The sequence below is a fragment of the Streptomyces sp. NPDC046831 genome (assembly GCF_040645305.1).
In the GTDB taxonomy this organism is placed as follows: Bacteria; Actinomycetota; Actinomycetes; order Streptomycetales; family Streptomycetaceae; genus Streptomyces.
Genome location: NZ_JBEYXZ010000013.1, coordinates 134,668 through 149,316 on the forward strand (window position 1 = coordinate 134,668; position 14,649 = coordinate 149,316).

The window sequence follows — 14,649 nt, forward strand, 5'->3', positions numbered from 1 at the left end:
GTCGGCGCGAGCGCGTCGGAGGGCGCTGGCGAGGACGCCGTGCGGCGGGGCGGCCTCATCGGGCACGCCGGAGCGGCGGGCGCAGTGGAGCGAGGGCGCGCGCCGTCTCGCGGACGGATTCGAGCGGGGCGGGACGGCTGCCGGCGGGGCCGCCGGGCAGGGCCGGTCCGGAGCCGACCGCACCGATGCCGCCGACGGCCTCGCCGACGGTGCGGTCCTCCTCCGCGACGAGGGAACGGGCGTCTCCATCGCACCTCTCGTCGTCGTTGCCGTGGCCGCCGCGCGGCGGCCCGGCCAGCCTACCGGGCGGCGTTTGCGACGGTCGGGGCCCCTTGTCCGGCCGGGGTGGAGCCGTTCGTGATCATCGCGCGCCACCAGGTCCTGACCGATCGGGACGTGGCGGACCACCTGAGCGAGCACGTCGAGGAGCTGGTCCTCGACCACCTCGCCATCGGCGTGGACCCGGGGGCCGCCGCGCTGAAGCGGACCGTGACGGAGACGGTCAACGAGAACCTGGCCCCGATCCGGGCCCGCCGCGCCGAGTACGCGCGGGACCGCGCCCGCATCCGCCGGACGCCGCGCGAGGGCAACGAGCCGGCCGGGGCCGTGGCCGACGCCACCCTCGCCGAGGTGCGCGCCGCCACGAACAGCGACTACTGACGGCCGGCCCGGGACCCGGGTCCCCGCCGTCCGCGCTGTTCCGGGTCGGTGTGCCACCGCCGGGTTCCTGCCGCCCGGTCCTTCCGGGCCGCGCAGGGGCGCATGCCGCCCGGCAGTCCGGGGAGACGGAACGAGTACCGGCCGATCCTGCCGGGCGGTCTCCGCACGCGGCGGCCGCGCGGACGCCGCGCGCTCCGGGAACCGGCCGGTGTGGCGGGGGTCACAGCCGACGCCAACGAGCACACACGCAGCGGGAGTCCTTGAAAGTATGATCAAGCAATGTCTGACATGACCGAGACCACGCCCGGTTGGCTGAGTCACGACGAGCTGGAGATGGCACGCGCCCGCATGCCGATCCTCTACGTCGAGGCGATCCCGGTGCGCGTCGACGACAGCGGCGAAGTGACCAGCATCGGCCTGCTCCTCCGTATCGGCCCGGACGGAACGGTCAGCCGGACCCTGGTCTCCGGCCGGGTGCTGCACCACGAGCGTGTGCGGGACGCCCTGCTGCGCCACCTGGAGAAGGACCTCGGGCCGGTGGCGCTGCCCCGGGTGCCGTCCTCGCTGCAGCCCTTCACCGTCGCGGAGTACTTCCCGACGGCGGGCATGACGCCGTACCACGACCCCCGGCAGCACGCCGTGTCGCTCGCCTACATCGTCCCGGTGGCCGGCGACTGCCGCCCCCGGCAGGACGCGCTGGACCTGGTCTGGTTCAGCCCGCAGGAGGCCCTTTCGCCCGCGGTGCAGAGCGAGATGCCGGGCGGCCACGGGGTCCTGCTGAAGCAGGCGCTCGCCCACGTCGGCCACGTGTACTGACCGCCGCCGGGCGGTCCGCGGCGCCAGGGACGACGAAGGCCGCCCTCTCCACGGAGAGGGCGGCCTTCGGTCCGACGATGCCGTCGGGACGACAGGATTTGAACCTGCGACCCCTTGACCCCCAGTCAAGTGCGCTACCAAGCTGCGCCACGTCCCGGTGCCCGTCTGACCTGGGGTTTCCCCCGACCCGACGTGCAGGAAAACAATACCGCACTCGGGTCGGTGGTCGCGCACCCGTTTCCGCCGTGGCCCGGTCGCCCGGTCGGCCGCCCCGGCCGGCCGGGGTGAGGCGGGACTTGACCTCAAGTCCGCTTGAGGTCACACGATCGACCGCATGACGACCACCGACGAACCCGGACGCACGCACACGTACGCCGACCTGCCCCGGCTGATGGGCCTGATGACGGGCGACGAGAAGCACGGCCCCGCGGCCACCTCCACGCTGGACGTGCTCTGGGTGCTCTACGACCGCGTCCTGCGGACCGGCCCCGGGCACCGGGACGACCCCGAACGGGACCGCTTCCTGCTGTCCAAGGGACACGGCCCCATGGCGTACTACGCCGTCCTCGCCGCGAAGGGGTTCGTGCCCGAGGAGTGGCTGCCGGACTTCGGCACGTTCCACTCCCCGCTCGGGCACCACCCGGACCGCACGCTCGTGCCCGGCGTGGAGATCGGCAGCGGGTCGCTGGGACACGGACTGCCGATCGCCGTCGGCGCCGCGCTCGGGCTGCGCGCCCAGGGTCTGCGCCGGCCGCGCGTGTGGACGCTGGTCGGGGACGCCGAACTGGACGAGGGCAGCAACCACGAGGCGATCGCCTTCGCGGGCCCCATGGGGCTCGACCGGCTGCACACCGTCGTCGTCGACAACTCCTCCGCCAGCCACGCGCGCCCCGGTGGGATCGCGGCCCGGTTCGAGGCGGCGGGCTGGTCGGTGGTGACCGCCGACGGGCGCGACCACGACGCGCTGCACGCCGCCTTCACCGCCCCGCATCCGGGCCGCCCGCACGCCGTCGTGGCGCGGGTCGAGCCGAAGAGCGCGTGACGTCCCGCTGCGTGCCCTCACCCTCCCCGTCCGGCCGTCCCGGCGTCCTCCGCCCCGCTCCGCCACGTCACCGGCCTCGACCTCGACCTCGACCTCCCGAAAGGACCGCTCGTCATGGACACCATGCGTGACCGCTTCGCCCCCGTCGTCTCCCGGCTGCTCGACGAGGATCCGCGGGTGACGGTGGTCCTCGCCGAGATCGGCAAGGACGGCTTCGCCGAGGCGCGGCGCAGGCATCCCGACCGGGTGATCAACGTCGGCATCCGCGAACAGCTCCTCGTCGGGGCGGGCGCCGGGCTGGCGCTGACCGGGATGCGGCCGGTGCTGCACACCTTCGCCAGCTTCCTCGTGGAGCGGCCCTTCGAGCAGGTCAAGCTGGACCTGGGGCACCAGGGCGCGGGCGCGGTGCTGGTGAGCGCGGCCGCCTCCTTCGACTGGCCGGCGGGCGGATACACGCACATGGCTCCCGGGGACGTGGCCCTGCTCGACACCCTGGACGGGTGGACCGTCCACGTGCCGGGGCATCCCGACGAGGCGGAGACGCTGCTGCGGCACGCGGTCGCGGCGGGCGACGACAAGGTGTACGTGCGGCTGTCCGTCCAGTCCAACACGGCGGGTCTGGCGGTGGACGGCGCGCACTTCCTGACCGTCCGCGAGGGCCGCTCGGGGGTCGTGGTCGCCGTCGGCCCGCTGCTGGACGCGGTGCTCGACGCGACGGAGGGCCTCGACGTCACGGTGCTGTACGGGACGACCGTCCGCCCCTTCGACGCGGCCGCGCTGCGCCGGGCCACGGCGGCGGCCGGAACCGACGTGGTCCTGGTCGAGCCGTACCTGGCGGGCACGTCGGCCGCGGCCGCCGGTGAGGCGCTGGCCGACGTCCCGCATCGCGTCCTCGGGCTCGGTGTGGGCCGCCGCGAGCTGCGGCGCTACGGCCGGGTGGAGGAGCATGCCGCCGCCCACGGCCTCGACGCCCGGTCGCTGCGGGAGCGGATCACGGCGTTCCTCGGGAGCCGGCGGGCGACCGTACGGGCGTAGGCGTGCCCCCGGCCCCTGCGGACCGGCCGCCGCCCTGCCGTGCCGCGGCAAGCCGCGCCGACCGTGTGTGCCGCCGCCCCGGCGCCTCAGGCCGGCACGCCGTCGGGGGCGCCTTCCGCGCGGTCGCCGTGCATGTCCCTCCGCGCCGGCTTCCTGCCGGCCTGCGGCCCGGCGGCGCCCGGTCGCCCGTGACCACTCGTCCGGACCGCTCGCCGGTCCGCTCGTCGCGGGTCAGGCTGTCCTGGGTCGGCCCGTCGCGGGTCAGCGCTCATCGGGGGCCTCCACTGGTCGTCGACGTTCGCCCGGGCGGCGGCCGTCCCACGTGCCGCGCGCGCCACGTGGGTGCCGGAGCGCCCGCCCGTCGTGGGTCCGCACCCGTCGGCAGGCTCCGCGGCACTCCCTCCCCGGCCGTTCCGCGTCGTGCGCGACCGCAGCCGGAGCCCCCTCCGCCCCGGCTGCCGTACCTGACCAGGGATCATGCCATGGGCCACCGAAAGTGCCCGAGGGTTCGTCAGCGGGCGGTGGGCAGTCCCAGGCCGGGGTGGGCCTCCAGGAGCCGGGGCGGGGCGGCCTGGCGCCAGGAGTCGGCGAGGATGTCGCGCAGCTCCGTCTCGTCCTCCAGCGCGGCCAGCCGGGCCCGCACCCACGCGAAGCCCGCCTCGTGGTCGGCGACCCAGAACTTCTCCGGCTCGGCCAGCACGAGTTCGTCCCGCTCCTCCTTGGGGCAGCGCACGGCGACGGACGTCTCGTCCTCCGGCAGCGTGGCGAACATCTTCCCCCCGACCCGGAACGTGGGCATGCTCCAGGCGATCTTCTCCGTCGTGTCGGGCAGCGACAGCGCGACACGGCGTACGTCTTCGGCGTCCGGCATGCGTCGTACGCTAGCCGCCGCCACTGACACTCATCCGGTACCGGCGGCCGCTCCCACGGGTTTGCAGTAGATCGTGGTGGGCCGCAACTGCCCGGCGGGGTCGGCCGCGTAGTCGGGGATCGTCCCGACCCGCGTCCAGCCGGCCGAGCGGTACAGGCGCTCGGCGGGGCTGCCGGTCTCCGTGTCCAGGTGGAGCAGGGTGACGCCCGCGCCGGCGGCCGCCTCCTCGGCGGTGGCCAGCAGCCGGCGGCCGAGGCCCTGTCCGCGGGCGTCCCGGTGCACCATCAGCTTGACGACCTCGGCGCGGTGCCGGCTGTTGGGCATGCCCGCGAAGGCGAGGCCGACGGTGCCGGCCACCCGGTCCCCGTCGTACGCCGCCCACACCGCTTGCCGGCCGGCCGCCACGCCCGCGGCACGCTCCCGCCACCAGGCGGCCGCGTCGGCGTGGCCGAGGGGCGCGAGGAACCCGACCGACGCGCCGCCCGCCACCGTGTCGGTGAGCAGGCCGGCCAGCCCGTCCAGCCCGGCCAGCAGCCCGGGGGCGTCCAGGAGGCGCAAGGTCGCCGTCACGGCCGGACCACCGCCAGGACGTACCGCGCGTCCGCCGGGCCGGCGCACCTGAAGCGCGTCGGTCCCCACACCCGCAGCCGCCGGCAGTTCCCGGCGTCCAGGCGGTGAGCCACGTCCCGCGCGGTCACCTCCAGGGCGCCCTCCAGCACCCAGATGTGCTGTTCCGGTCCGGGTACGGGCGGGCCGTCGTAGGCGAGATCGGTCCCGGCGGCGAGGCCTCCCCCGACGAGTTCGCCGCGCAGCCCGGCGTGCGGGGGCGACACGGACCGGCGCACGAAGCCGGCGGCGCGGTCCTCCCCGACCGGCTGCTCGGCGGCCCGCACCAGCGGCGCGTGCTCCGCCTCGACCTCGCTGAGCAGCTGGGAGATCGTCCGCCCGTACACCCGGCACAGCCGGTTGAGCGGCGAGGCGGTCGGGCTGGTCTCCGGCCGCTCGGCCCGCGACAGCGTCGACCGGCTCCCGCCGCTGCGTTCGGCCAGTTCCCCCAGCGACCAGCCGTGTGCGGTGCGCGGCTCGGCGAGGCGGGCAGCGAGACGGGCGTCGACCGGTTCCGGTGCGGTCGCCGGTGATCCCGGATCCTGTTTCATGGCCGGGAAGGTATCCCGGACAGGAAACGCCGGGGTTACCGGAGGCTCACAGCCGCCGGTGGCCGTCCCTGCGCCCGTGCCGCGTCGTCCAGGGCGTCGAGCACCGGACGGATCAGGGGGTGGTCCTCGGCTCCCCTGCGGACGGCGGCGAACACCCGGCGGGTGGGCGCCACGCCGTCCACGGGACGGACGACGACGCCCGTGAGGTCCATGCCGCGCAGCGCGGAGCGGGGCACGAGGGCCACTCCGGCGTCCGCCGAGGCCAGTGCCACGACCGCGCGGAAGTCGTCCGAGGAGTGTTCCAGGCGGGGCTGGAAGCCGGCGTTCTCGCAGGCCAGGACGACGACGTCATGGCAGGGGTTGCCGGGGTAGGGGCCGATCCAGATGTCCTTGGCCAGCTCGGCGAGCGGGACCTCGGGGCAGCCCGCCAGGCGGTGACTGACCGGCACCACGGCGTCGAAGGGCTCGGCGTACAGCGGAAGGTGGGTCAGGCGGGGGTCGTCGGCGGGCGGCGCCCCGCGGTACTCCACGGCGACCGCGACGTCGACCTGCCGGTCCAGCACCATCGGCAGGCTGGCGTCGCCCTCGGCATCCTGGACGCGGATGCGTATGCCGGGCGCCGTCCCGGCGAGGCGGGCCACCGCGGGCGCGACGACCAGGGCGATCCCGGTGGCGAAGGAGGCGACGGTGACCGTGCCGGCGCTGCCCGAGCCGTACGCGGCGAGCTCCGCCTCGGCCCGCTCCAGCTGGGCGAGGACGGCGTTGGTGTGACTGAGCAGGATCTCGCCGGCCGGGGTGAGCCGCACACCCTTGGCGCCGCGTTCCACCAGACGGTGGCCCGTCTCCTGCTCCAGGGCCGTGAGCTGCTGCGAGACGGCCGAGGGGGTCAGGTACAGCGCGGCGGCGGCCGCCGTCACGGTGCGGTGGTCGGCCACCGCACGGAGGATGTGCAGCCGCCGCGCTTCGATCATGCGCCGATTATCGCAAGCGGCGGAGGGCGTGGAGGACGCCCGGGCGCTCACCGGACTCGCCGGGCAGGTCCGGGACTGCGTCCCGGTACCGCTCTGTCCGGCCGGGCGGCACGGTCATCCGGCAGTGCCCGGCACGGCGTGCTCGACCTGCCCGGCAGACGGCCCGACCCTGCGCCCTTCCCGGCGCGGACCGGTGGGCCCCAGCGCCCGGCCCCGGGCCCGTAATCCCCGGCCTCCAGGCCCACACGCACGCTGACGCCCTCACGGTCGGCTCTCCCGGTCCCGCAGCCATTGTGCGAACTCGACGGCGACGATGCGCTCGTCGTGCACGCCGGTTGCGTCGTCGGAGGCGAGCCAGACGATGGGCGGGCCCATCACCGCGGGACTCAGGAAGCCGTGGTCCTCGGTGACGACGTGCGGGGGCAGCATCCCGGTGACCGTCGCGCCTCCGGGCAGCAGCAGATTGACGGTGACGCCCGTGCCCCGCAGGTCTGCCGCCATGATGCGGGACAGCGCCTCGCTGCCGGCACGCGACGGCCCATAGGGGACGAAGCCGGCGCGTCGCATGGTCGAGTGGTTGATCGAGATGTTGACGATGCGGCCGCCGCCGGAGGCCAGCATCCGTGGCGTGATCTCGCGGGCGACCAGGAAGTAGCCGGTCAGGTTGGTGTCGATCACCGCGCGGAAGGCGTCGGGCGGTACCTCCCAGAAGCCCTGCGGCTCTGTCATGAAGCGCGGGTTGACCGTGCGCATGCCGATCCCGGCGTTGTTCACCAGCATGTCGATGCCGCCGAGCCGCGACCACGCGTGGTCGACGGCCCTGGCCACCGACGACTCGTCCCGCACGTCCATCTCGACGCCGATCGCCCCCGGCAGACCCGCGGCGACGGACTCCGCACGCTCGCCGGACCGCCCGGTGAGCGCGACGGTGGCTCCCGTCGCGGCCAGGGCGGAGGCCATGGCGAGTCCGAGTCCGCTCGTCCCGCCCGTTACCAGCACGTTCATCGGTTCACCTCTGCACTGAGAGCCGGCCTGGCCGGGTCGACGGGGCGCGCTCCACGCCGCGTTCACAGGCGCCGTTCGCGATCGTCGTTCCGGGCGGCAGGGCGTACCCGTGGGCGGGAGTCCGTGATCGGACCCTAGGCAATCGAGTGCGCTCGAAGTCAAGCCGCGGCGGCTGTCTCACCCGTCCGGGTGGAGTGCCCGAGGCCGTCCGGGTGGCGTCGCCCGAGGCCGAGCCCAGTGCGGACATGGCCGGGTTGCGGGGGGGCCATGGTGAGCTCGGGGACGAAGGAGCGCCGAAGGGCCGCACACCTGCCCGGAGACGGCGTGGGCGAAGTTCCACGAGACCGTCGCGGAGGTCGTCTCGCCCCGGCCCGGGCTCATGTTCTTCTGCTGCGTGTCGATCGGGTTCGAGGACGTCACGGTGGGCCACGCCCGCACGGCCGGGCACCGCCCGACGGGACGTCACGCTCGCCGACGGGCGCCGGCACCTCCGTCTTCTGTGGTCAGGGTGCCGCGTCTTGCCGTGCCCACACAGCTGTTTTCATGTCGTACGGCGCACGAACCGGACGAAAGGGATGTCATGAGGATCGCAGTCGTCGGCGGTACCGGACTGATCGGGTCGCAGGTCGTCAAGGAGCTGAACGCCGCCGGGCACGAGGCGCTGCCGCACTCGCTGTCCACCGGAGTCGACGTCGTCAGCGGCCGGGGACTGGACGAGGCGGTGGCGGGAGCCGAGGTGGTCGTCAACCTGACCAACTCCCCCACCTTCGACGAGGCCTCCCTGGCGTTCTTCCGGACCTCGATGGACAACCTCCTGGCCGCGGCCCACCGGGGCGGCGCCGGCCACTTCGTGATCCTGTCGATCGTCGGCGCGGACCGGGTGCCCGAGCTGGACTACTACCGTGCCAAGGTGCTCCAGGAGCAGCTGCTCGCGGCCGGGCCGATCCCCTACTCGATCGTCCGGGCGACGCAGTTCATGGAGTTCGTGGACGCCGTCCTGTCCTGGACCTCCGACGGCGGCACCGTCCGGCTGCCCGCCACCCCGATCCAGCCGATCGCCGCCAAGGACGTGGCCCACGCGGTGGCGGAGGTGGCCGCGGGCGCCCCGCTGGGCGGCATCCGCAACGTCGCCGGCCCCGAGGTCTTCCCCCTGGACGAACTGGGCCGCCTCACCCTGTCCCGCAAGGGCGACCACCGCACCGTCCTCACGGACCCCACCGCCGGCATGTTCGCCGCCGTCAAGGGCGACGTCCTCACCGACACCGGCGCCCGTCTCGCGCCCACCCGCTACACCGACTGGCTCTCCTGACCCGCGGTCACGCCGTGGCGGGCGGGCAGAGGCGCGGGGAACGCAGCCCACCGTCGTGGACGCCGGCAGCAAGCGGCGCGGCGGCCGGGCGTGCGGCGGCACACGACCACCGGCCGCGTGACATCCCGTCGGCGCTCGACCACCGGCCGCGCGACATCCCCTCGGCCCGCGGGGCACACGTCCGCGCCCCCGGTGGCGCGCTCTCCCGGCCCAGAACCGCGGCGCCGGCCGTAATCCCCCGGCCGGCGCCGCCCGCCGCACCCGCGGTCAGGCCTCGTTCTCCCAGGCCTCCCGGGCCGCGACGAACGCGTCGACCGCGCGGTTGACGTCGTCCGCCGAGTGCGCGGCGGACAGCTGGACGCGGATGCGGGCCTGACCCTGCGGGACCACCGGGTAGGAGAAGCCGATCACGTACACCCCGCGCTCCAGCAGCAGCTCCGCCATCCGGCCGGCCTTCGCCGCGTCACCGATCATCACGGGCGCGATGGCGTGGTCGCCGGGGAGGACGTCGAAGCCCTCCCGCGTCATGCGGCGCCGGAACAGCTCGGTGTTCTCGGCGAGCCGGACGCGCAGGTCGTCCGCCGCCTCCAGCAGGTCCAGCACCTTCAGGGAGGCCGCCGCGATCACCGGGGCGAGCGTGTTCGAGAACAGGTACGGCCGGGAGCGCTGGCGCAGCAGGGCGACGATCTCCGCGCGGGCGGCGACGTAGCCGCCGGAGGCGCCGCCGAGCGCCTTGCCGAGCGTGCCCGTGATGATGTCGACGCGGTCCATCACGCCGTGCAGCTCGGGGGTGCCGCGGCCGCCGGGGCCGACGAAGCCGACCGCGTGCGAGTCGTCGACCATCACCATGGCGTCGTAGCGGTCGGCGAGGTCGCAGATCTCGCGCAGCGGGGCCACGTAGCCGTCCATCGAGAAGACGCCGTCGGTGACGATCAGCTTCCGGCGCGCCCCGCCCTCGGTGGCCTCCTTCAGCTGCCGCTCCAGGTCGGCCATGTCGCGGTTGGCGTAGCGGAAGCGGCGGGCCTTGGACAGGCGGATGCCGTCGATGATCGAGGCGTGGTTCAGCGCGTCGGAGACGACCGCGTCCTCCGGGCCGAGCAGCGTCTCGAAGACGCCGCCGTTGGCGTCGAAGCAGGAGGAGTACAGGATCGTGTCCTCCTGGCCGAGGAACGCCGACAGGCGGGCCTCCAGCTCCTTGTGCACCTCCTGCGTACCGCAGATGAAGCGCACGGACGCCATGCCGTAGCCCCAGCGGTCCAGCGCCGCATGGGCGGCGGCGACGACCTCGGGGTGGTCGGCGAGGCCGAGGTAGTTGTTGGCGCAGAAGTTGAGGACCTCGCCGGGGCGGCCGCCGGCGGTGACCTGCACGGTCGCGGACTGCGGGGTGCCGATGACCCGTTCGGGCTTGTGCAGGCCGGCGGCGCGGATCTCGTCGAGGGAGGCGCGCAGGTCGTCGCGCACGGAGTCGAACATGCTGGGGTGCTCCTGGAAGTGCTGGCGCGGAAGGGGGGATTACGGGGAGGCGGGGGGCCGGGCGGCCGGCCGTCAGACGGTCCAGTCCAGGATGACCTTGCCGCCCCTGCCGCTCGCGGCGTCGGCGAACGCCGCCTCGAAGTCGCGGTGGCCGTACCGGCCGGTGATGACGGGGGCCAGGTCGAGCCCGCCCTCCAGCAGCACCGACATGGCGTACCAGGTCTCGAACATCTCGCGGCCGTAGATGCCCTTGATGGTGATCATGGAGGTGACGATCCGGGACCAGTCGACCGGGAACTCCTGCGAGGGCAGGCCGAGCACGGCGATCCGGCCGCCGTGGGTCATGTTGGCGATCATGTCGCGCATCGCCTCGGGCCGGCCGGACATCTCCAGACCGATGTCGAAGCCCTCCCGGAGCCCCAGCTCGCGCTGACCGTCGGCGATCTCGGCGTCCGAGACGTTCAGGGCCAGGCTCACGCCGATCTTGCGGGCCAGGGCCAGCCGCTCCTCGCTGACGTCGGTGATCATGACGTTCCGCGCCCCGGCGTGCCGGGCCACCGCGGCGGCCATCAGGCCGATCGGGCCGGCTCCGGTGATGAGGACGTCCTCGCCGACGAGCGGGAAGGACAGGGCGGTGTGCACGGCGTTGCCGAACGGGTCGAAGATCGCGGCGACGTCCAGGTCGACGGGGACGCGGTGCACCCACACATTGGAGGCGGGCAGGGCGACGTACTCGGCGAACGCGCCGTCGCGGCCCACGCCCAGCCCGACGGTGGCCCGGCACAGGTGGCGGCGCCCGGCCAGGCAGTTGCGGCACTTGCCGCACACCAGGTGGCCCTCGCCGCTGACCCGGTCGCCGGGCTTGACGTCGGTGACGTCGCGGCCGACCTCGACGACCTCGCCGACGAACTCGTGCCCCACCACGAGCGGGGTGCTGACGGCCTGCTGCGCCCAGCCGTCCCAGTCGCGGATGTGCTGGTCCGTGCCGCAGATGCCGGTCCGCAGGACCTTGATCAGGACGTCACCGGGACCGACGGCGGGCTCGGGGACGTCCGCGAGCCACAGCCCGGGCTCCGCCTTCTGCTTGACCAGCGCCTTCAACGCTACGGCTCCTGTGGTTCAGCCCCCGCGTCCGGGCACGCCGAGCGGCCCGGATCCAGGGAGAGGGGTGGAAACGCGTAGCAATCTGCCGCAGGCGGGCGCGCGGGTCCATCGAGGATTTCTTAAGCTCCGCCACAGCTTTTCTGCACGCCCTCACCGGCCCCTCCCCCATCCGGCGGTGGCGGCGCGGGGCCGCGTCAGCCGGGGAAGTCCTCCACCTCCCGCCCCTCGATCCGCGAAACCAGCCGCGCCGCCGCCGACTTGATGGTCCGCAGGCCCTCCCGGCCCCAGGGGCGCGGGACGACGTCGGTGACGCAGACCGTCCCCAGCACCATCCCCGTGCTGTCGAGCAGCGGCGCGCCGAGATAGGAGCGGATGCCGAACTCGTCGACGACCGGGTTGCCCGCGAACCGCGGATAGTCGCGGACGTCCTCCAGCACCAGCGCCTTGCGGCGGACCACCACATGGGGGCAGAAGCCGTGGTCACGCGGCAGGCGGCGGCCCATCGCCACCCGGATGCCGCTGCCGTCCGCGGCCGGCCGGACCATCCGCCCCGCCCTCTCCGGGGTGTGCAGACCGGCGAAGAACTGCCCCCGCTCGTCCAGGAAGTTGACCATCCCGTACGGCGCTCCGGCGCGCTCGGCGAGGTGGGCGGCGAACGCGTCGAGGGCCGGCTCAGGGCGCTCCCCCAGCCCCAGCCCGCGCAGGCGCAGCGTGCGGGCCGGGGCCTCCCTGTCCTCCGGGGTGACCAGCAGGCGGCCGGCCGGGCGCGGCGGGTCGTAGCTCATGGCGGGGCTCCGTCGTTCGGGACGTGACTCATGTGCGGGCTCCGTGGCGGTCTGCGGGGATCGTCCGGCGGTGTCGGGGGACGCCCGCCGCGGTGATCACCTGTGCGCGCCGTGGCTCGGCGCGGGGGCGGGTGCGTGGGTGATGAGGTGCCGGACGAGGGTGAGCAGGGTCTGGATGGCCGAACTGGAGATGCGGGCGTCGCAGCGGACGACGGGGATCCGGCCGTCGAGGTCGAGGGCGGCCCGCACCTCCTCGGGGTCGTAGCGGTGCGCGCCGTCGAACTCGTTGACGGCGACGACGAAGGCGAGGCCGCGCTGCTCGAAGAAGTCGATGGCGGCGAAGCACTCCGCCAGGCGCCGTGTGTCGGCGAGGACCACGGCGCCGAGCGCGCCCTCCGCCAACTCGTCCCACATGAACCAGAACCGCTCCTGTCCGGGGGTGCCGAACAGGTACAGCACGTGGTGCGCGTCCAGGGTGATGCGGCCGAAGTCCATGGCCACGGTGGTCTCGACCTTGTTCTCGATGCCGTCGAGGCTGTCGGTGGCCGCGCCGGCCGTGGTGAGCAGCTCCTCGGTGCTGAGCGGGGTGATCTCGCTCACCGCGCCGACTAAGGTCGTCTTGCCCACCCCGAACCCGCCGGCCACCAGGATCTTCAGCGCGGTCGGGAACGGGTCGGTGCCGTCGTCGTAGTCAGAGCTGGCGTCGTAGTCCATCGAGCACTGCCTCCAGAAGGGCCCGGTCGGTGGGGTGGTGTGGGTACGCGGGGGACTTGGTGGTCAGCGCTCCGCAGTCGACGAGGTCGGACAGCAGCACCTTGGTCACCACCGCCGGCAGCCTCAGATGGGCGGCGACCTCGGCGACCGGGACGGGGGCGCGGGCCAGGTCGAGTGCCTGGGTGTGCTCGGGGCCGAGGTAGCCGAGGGGGGCGGCTCCGGTGGACATCACCTGCGACATCAGGTCGAGTGCGACGCTGGGCCGGGTACGGCCGTTGCTGACCGTGAAGGGGCGCACCAGCCGTCCGGCCGCGTCGTCGAGCCAGGGCCCGTCGCCGGCCGCGGCCGCGCTCAAGGCCTCGGCGCCGTGGATTCGACGCCTTGCTGCCGGGGCGCGGTCACGAGGTAGGGGCGGACGCTCTTGACGAGCATCGCCATCTCGTAGCCGAGCACCGCCGCGTCGGCCTCGCGGCCGGCGAGCACGGCCAGGCAGGTGCCGGACCCGGCGGTGGTCACGAAGAGCAGGGTCGAGTCGAGCTCGACGACGACCTGCCGCACGTCGCCGCCGTCACCGAAGCGGACGCCGGCGCTGCGCCCGAGGGAGTACAGGCCGGAGGCCAGGGCGGCCATGTGGTCGGCGCTGTCCGGGTCGAGGCCGTGGACGGACTTGACCAGGCCGTCGCAGGACAGGAGCACCGCGCTTCTGGTGTGCGGTACGCGCTGCACGAGGCCGCTCATCAGCCAGTCGAGATCGGACACGTGACGGGTCGGCGCATCGCTCGCCATGGTGGATCGACTCCTCGGGTACGAAGGACCGCGTCGGCGCCGGAGGTGCGCAGCGGGTCGCGGGCGGGGGTGGCGGTGGACAGCGGTCCGGTCATCCGGCGGGGGCGGTCCCGTCGGGCCGGGCGGTGAGGTCGTCCCCGGGCGGGGGCGCACCGTGCCGCGTGCCGTCCGGCCGGGGCGGGGCGTACGCGGTGGCGGGCACGCCTCCGGGGGCGGGGGCCGTGGTCTCGTCCTGGAGTGGTGCGCCCGTGGCCGAGGCGTTCGGGGCGAAGGCCTCCGCGGCAACCGGCGGTTCGGCTTCCCGCACCGGCTCCGGGCCGACCGGCTCCGGACTGCCCCACTCCGGGTGGAGCGGCTCCGGGTGGAGCGGCTCCGGGTGGGGCCGCTCGGGAGCGGTCCACTCCGGGTGGCGCGGCTCGAGGAGGCGCACCTCTGCGCCGGCTCGTTCCGGACGGGGTGGTTCCGGGTGGGGCGTCTCTGGACTGGTCCACTCCGAGTGCAGCGGCTCCGGACCGGGCGCCTCCGGACTCGTCCACTCCGGGCGCGGCGGCTCCGGGCGGGATTGCTCCGGACTGGTCCGCTCCGGACGGAGCAGTCCCGGGTGAGGCCTCTCTGGACTGGTCGGCTCGGAGTGAAGCGGCTCCGGGCGCGGCGGCTCCGAACTGCTCGGCTCCGGACGGGGCGACTCCGGGCTCGTCCACTCCGAGTGCAGCGGCTCCGGACCGGGCGCCTCCGGACTCGTCCACTCCGGGCGCGGCGGCTCCGGGCGGGACTGCTCCGGACTGGTCCGCTCCGGACGAAGCAGATCCGGGTGAGGCCTCTCCGGACTGGTCGGCTCGGAGTGAAGCGGCTCCGGGCGCGGCGGCTCCGAACTGCTCGGCTCCGGACGGGGCGACTCCGGGCTCGTCCACTCCGAGTGCA

The 14,649-nt window shown here is 74.5% G+C and carries 16 protein-coding genes, 1 tRNA gene and 1 pseudogene; 5 read left to right on the plus strand and 13 right to left on the minus strand.

Annotation, left to right across the window (positions count from 1 at the left end; translation table 11 throughout):
- Positions 1–465 precede the first annotated feature (465 nt).
- Both ABZ920_RS14495 and ABZ920_RS14500 read left to right on the plus strand, forming a co-directional pair.
- Positions 466–660 (plus strand): annotated as a pseudogene (locus ABZ920_RS14495) (tryptophan--tRNA ligase); the annotation flags it as partial.
- Positions 661–948: 288 nt separating this feature from the next.
- Entirely contained in the window at positions 949–1,476 is a 528-nt protein-coding gene (locus tag ABZ920_RS14500; protein ID WP_361503544.1) for an NUDIX hydrolase family protein, read from the plus strand.
- Between the two features lie 83 nt (positions 1,477–1,559).
- On the opposite strand, the gene ABZ920_RS14505 is transcribed toward ABZ920_RS14500, so the two are convergent.
- A tRNA-Pro gene (locus tag ABZ920_RS14505) sits at positions 1,560–1,633 on the minus strand.
- 177 nt (positions 1,634–1,810) lie between these two features.
- On the opposite strand from ABZ920_RS14505, the gene ABZ920_RS14510 reads away from it, so the two are divergent.
- Positions 1,811–2,518 carry a transketolase gene (locus tag ABZ920_RS14510; protein ID WP_361503453.1) on the plus strand — a complete coding sequence of 236 codons (708 nt, stop codon included), beginning with the start codon at positions 1,811–1,813 and terminating at the stop codon, positions 2,516–2,518.
- A gap of 114 nt (positions 2,519–2,632) precedes the next feature.
- Positions 2,633–3,553 (plus strand): transketolase, encoded by a 921-nt coding sequence (locus tag ABZ920_RS14515; protein WP_361503455.1) that lies wholly within the window; start codon positions 2,633–2,635, stop codon positions 3,551–3,553.
- A 511-nt stretch (positions 3,554–4,064) separates the two neighbouring features.
- Here ABZ920_RS14515 and ABZ920_RS14520 read toward each other — a convergent pair.
- From ABZ920_RS14520 to ABZ920_RS14540, 5 genes are all read right to left on the minus strand, one after another.
- The gene (locus ABZ920_RS14520; protein ID WP_361503458.1) at positions 4,065–4,424 is read right to left on the minus strand and encodes an MmcQ/YjbR family DNA-binding protein; all 360 of its coding nucleotides are present in this window, start codon (positions 4,422–4,424) and stop codon (positions 4,065–4,067) included.
- Between the two features lie 30 nt (positions 4,425–4,454).
- On the minus strand, positions 4,455–4,994 hold the full coding sequence (locus tag ABZ920_RS14525; protein ID WP_361503461.1) for a GNAT family N-acetyltransferase: 540 nt from the start codon (positions 4,992–4,994) through the stop codon (positions 4,455–4,457).
- Positions 4,991–5,581, minus strand: coding sequence for a helix-turn-helix domain-containing protein (locus ABZ920_RS14530; RefSeq protein WP_361503464.1), 591 nt, complete (start codon positions 5,579–5,581; stop codon positions 4,991–4,993). Before ABZ920_RS14530 ends, ABZ920_RS14525 begins: the two co-directional genes overlap by 4 nt.
- Positions 5,582–5,616: 35 nt before the next feature.
- Entirely contained in the window at positions 5,617–6,552 is a 936-nt protein-coding gene (locus tag ABZ920_RS14535; RefSeq protein ID WP_361503467.1) for a LysR family transcriptional regulator, read from the minus strand.
- A 261-nt stretch (positions 6,553–6,813) separates the two neighbouring features.
- The gene (locus ABZ920_RS14540) at positions 6,814–7,557 is read right to left on the minus strand and encodes an SDR family oxidoreductase (RefSeq protein WP_361503470.1); all 744 of its coding nucleotides are present in this window, start codon (positions 7,555–7,557) and stop codon (positions 6,814–6,816) included.
- A gap of 580 nt (positions 7,558–8,137) precedes the next feature.
- Between ABZ920_RS14540 and ABZ920_RS14545 the strand changes: the two genes are divergently transcribed.
- Entirely contained in the window at positions 8,138–8,866 is a 729-nt protein-coding gene (locus ABZ920_RS14545) for an SDR family oxidoreductase (RefSeq protein ID WP_361503473.1), read from the plus strand.
- A 267-nt stretch (positions 8,867–9,133) separates the two neighbouring features.
- Here ABZ920_RS14545 and ABZ920_RS14550 read toward each other — a convergent pair whose 3' ends face one another.
- The 7 genes from ABZ920_RS14550 to ABZ920_RS14580 form a co-directional block, all read right to left on the minus strand.
- Positions 9,134–10,339, minus strand: a complete 1,206-nt coding sequence (locus ABZ920_RS14550) for a glycine C-acetyltransferase (RefSeq protein ID WP_361503476.1) — start codon at positions 10,337–10,339, stop codon at positions 9,134–9,136.
- A gap of 72 nt (positions 10,340–10,411) precedes the next feature.
- Positions 10,412–11,440, minus strand: a complete 1,029-nt coding sequence (tdh, locus tag ABZ920_RS14555; protein WP_361503479.1) for an L-threonine 3-dehydrogenase — start codon at positions 11,438–11,440, stop codon at positions 10,412–10,414.
- A gap of 197 nt (positions 11,441–11,637) precedes the next feature.
- Positions 11,638–12,228 (minus strand): GAF domain-containing protein, encoded by a 591-nt coding sequence (locus ABZ920_RS14560; RefSeq protein WP_361503482.1) that lies wholly within the window; start codon positions 12,226–12,228, stop codon positions 11,638–11,640.
- A gap of 96 nt (positions 12,229–12,324) precedes the next feature.
- Positions 12,325–12,942, minus strand: coding sequence for an ATP/GTP-binding protein (locus ABZ920_RS14565; protein WP_361503485.1), 618 nt, complete (start codon positions 12,940–12,942; stop codon positions 12,325–12,327).
- Positions 12,920–13,297, minus strand: coding sequence for a DUF742 domain-containing protein (locus ABZ920_RS14570; protein ID WP_361503488.1), 378 nt, complete (start codon positions 13,295–13,297; stop codon positions 12,920–12,922). The genes ABZ920_RS14565 and ABZ920_RS14570 overlap by 23 nt, the downstream gene beginning before the upstream one ends.
- The gene (locus tag ABZ920_RS14575) at positions 13,294–13,728 is read right to left on the minus strand and encodes a roadblock/LC7 domain-containing protein (RefSeq protein ID WP_361503491.1); all 435 of its coding nucleotides are present in this window, start codon (positions 13,726–13,728) and stop codon (positions 13,294–13,296) included. Before ABZ920_RS14575 ends, ABZ920_RS14570 begins: the two co-directional genes overlap by 4 nt.
- A gap of 91 nt (positions 13,729–13,819) precedes the next feature.
- Positions 13,820–14,158, minus strand: a complete 339-nt coding sequence (locus tag ABZ920_RS14580; RefSeq protein ID WP_361503493.1) for a hypothetical protein — start codon at positions 14,156–14,158, stop codon at positions 13,820–13,822.
- Positions 14,159–14,649 lie beyond the last annotated feature (491 nt).

Bases quoted from the DNA above. Each gene is read 5' to 3' on its own strand.
- ABZ920_RS14575 (WP_361503491.1), bottom strand. From the start codon at position 13,728: ATGGCGAGCGATGCGCCGACCCGTCACGTGTCCGATCTCGACTGGCTG.
- ABZ920_RS14545 (WP_361503473.1), top strand. From the start codon at position 8,138: ATGAGGATCGCAGTCGTCGGCGGTACCGGACTGATCGGGTCGCAGGTC.
- ABZ920_RS14550 (WP_361503476.1), bottom strand. From the start codon at position 10,339: ATGTTCGACTCCGTGCGCGACGACCTGCGCGCCTCCCTCGACGAGATC.
- ABZ920_RS14510 (WP_361503453.1), top strand. From the start codon at position 1,811: ATGACGACCACCGACGAACCCGGACGCACGCACACGTACGCCGACCTG.
- ABZ920_RS14515 (WP_361503455.1), top strand. From the start codon at position 2,633: ATGGACACCATGCGTGACCGCTTCGCCCCCGTCGTCTCCCGGCTGCTC.
- ABZ920_RS14560 (WP_361503482.1), bottom strand. From the start codon at position 12,228: ATGAGCTACGACCCGCCGCGCCCGGCCGGCCGCCTGCTGGTCACCCCG.
- ABZ920_RS14535 (WP_361503467.1), bottom strand. From the start codon at position 6,552: ATGATCGAAGCGCGGCGGCTGCACATCCTCCGTGCGGTGGCCGACCAC.
- ABZ920_RS14540 (WP_361503470.1), bottom strand. From the start codon at position 7,557: ATGAACGTGCTGGTAACGGGCGGGACGAGCGGACTCGGACTCGCCATG.
- ABZ920_RS14565 (WP_361503485.1), bottom strand. From the start codon at position 12,942: ATGGACTACGACGCCAGCTCTGACTACGACGACGGCACCGACCCGTTC.
- ABZ920_RS14530 (WP_361503464.1), bottom strand. From the start codon at position 5,581: ATGAAACAGGATCCGGGATCACCGGCGACCGCACCGGAACCGGTCGAC.
- ABZ920_RS14500 (WP_361503544.1), top strand. From the start codon at position 949: ATGACCGAGACCACGCCCGGTTGGCTGAGTCACGACGAGCTGGAGATG.
- ABZ920_RS14520 (WP_361503458.1), bottom strand. From the start codon at position 4,424: ATGCCGGACGCCGAAGACGTACGCCGTGTCGCGCTGTCGCTGCCCGAC.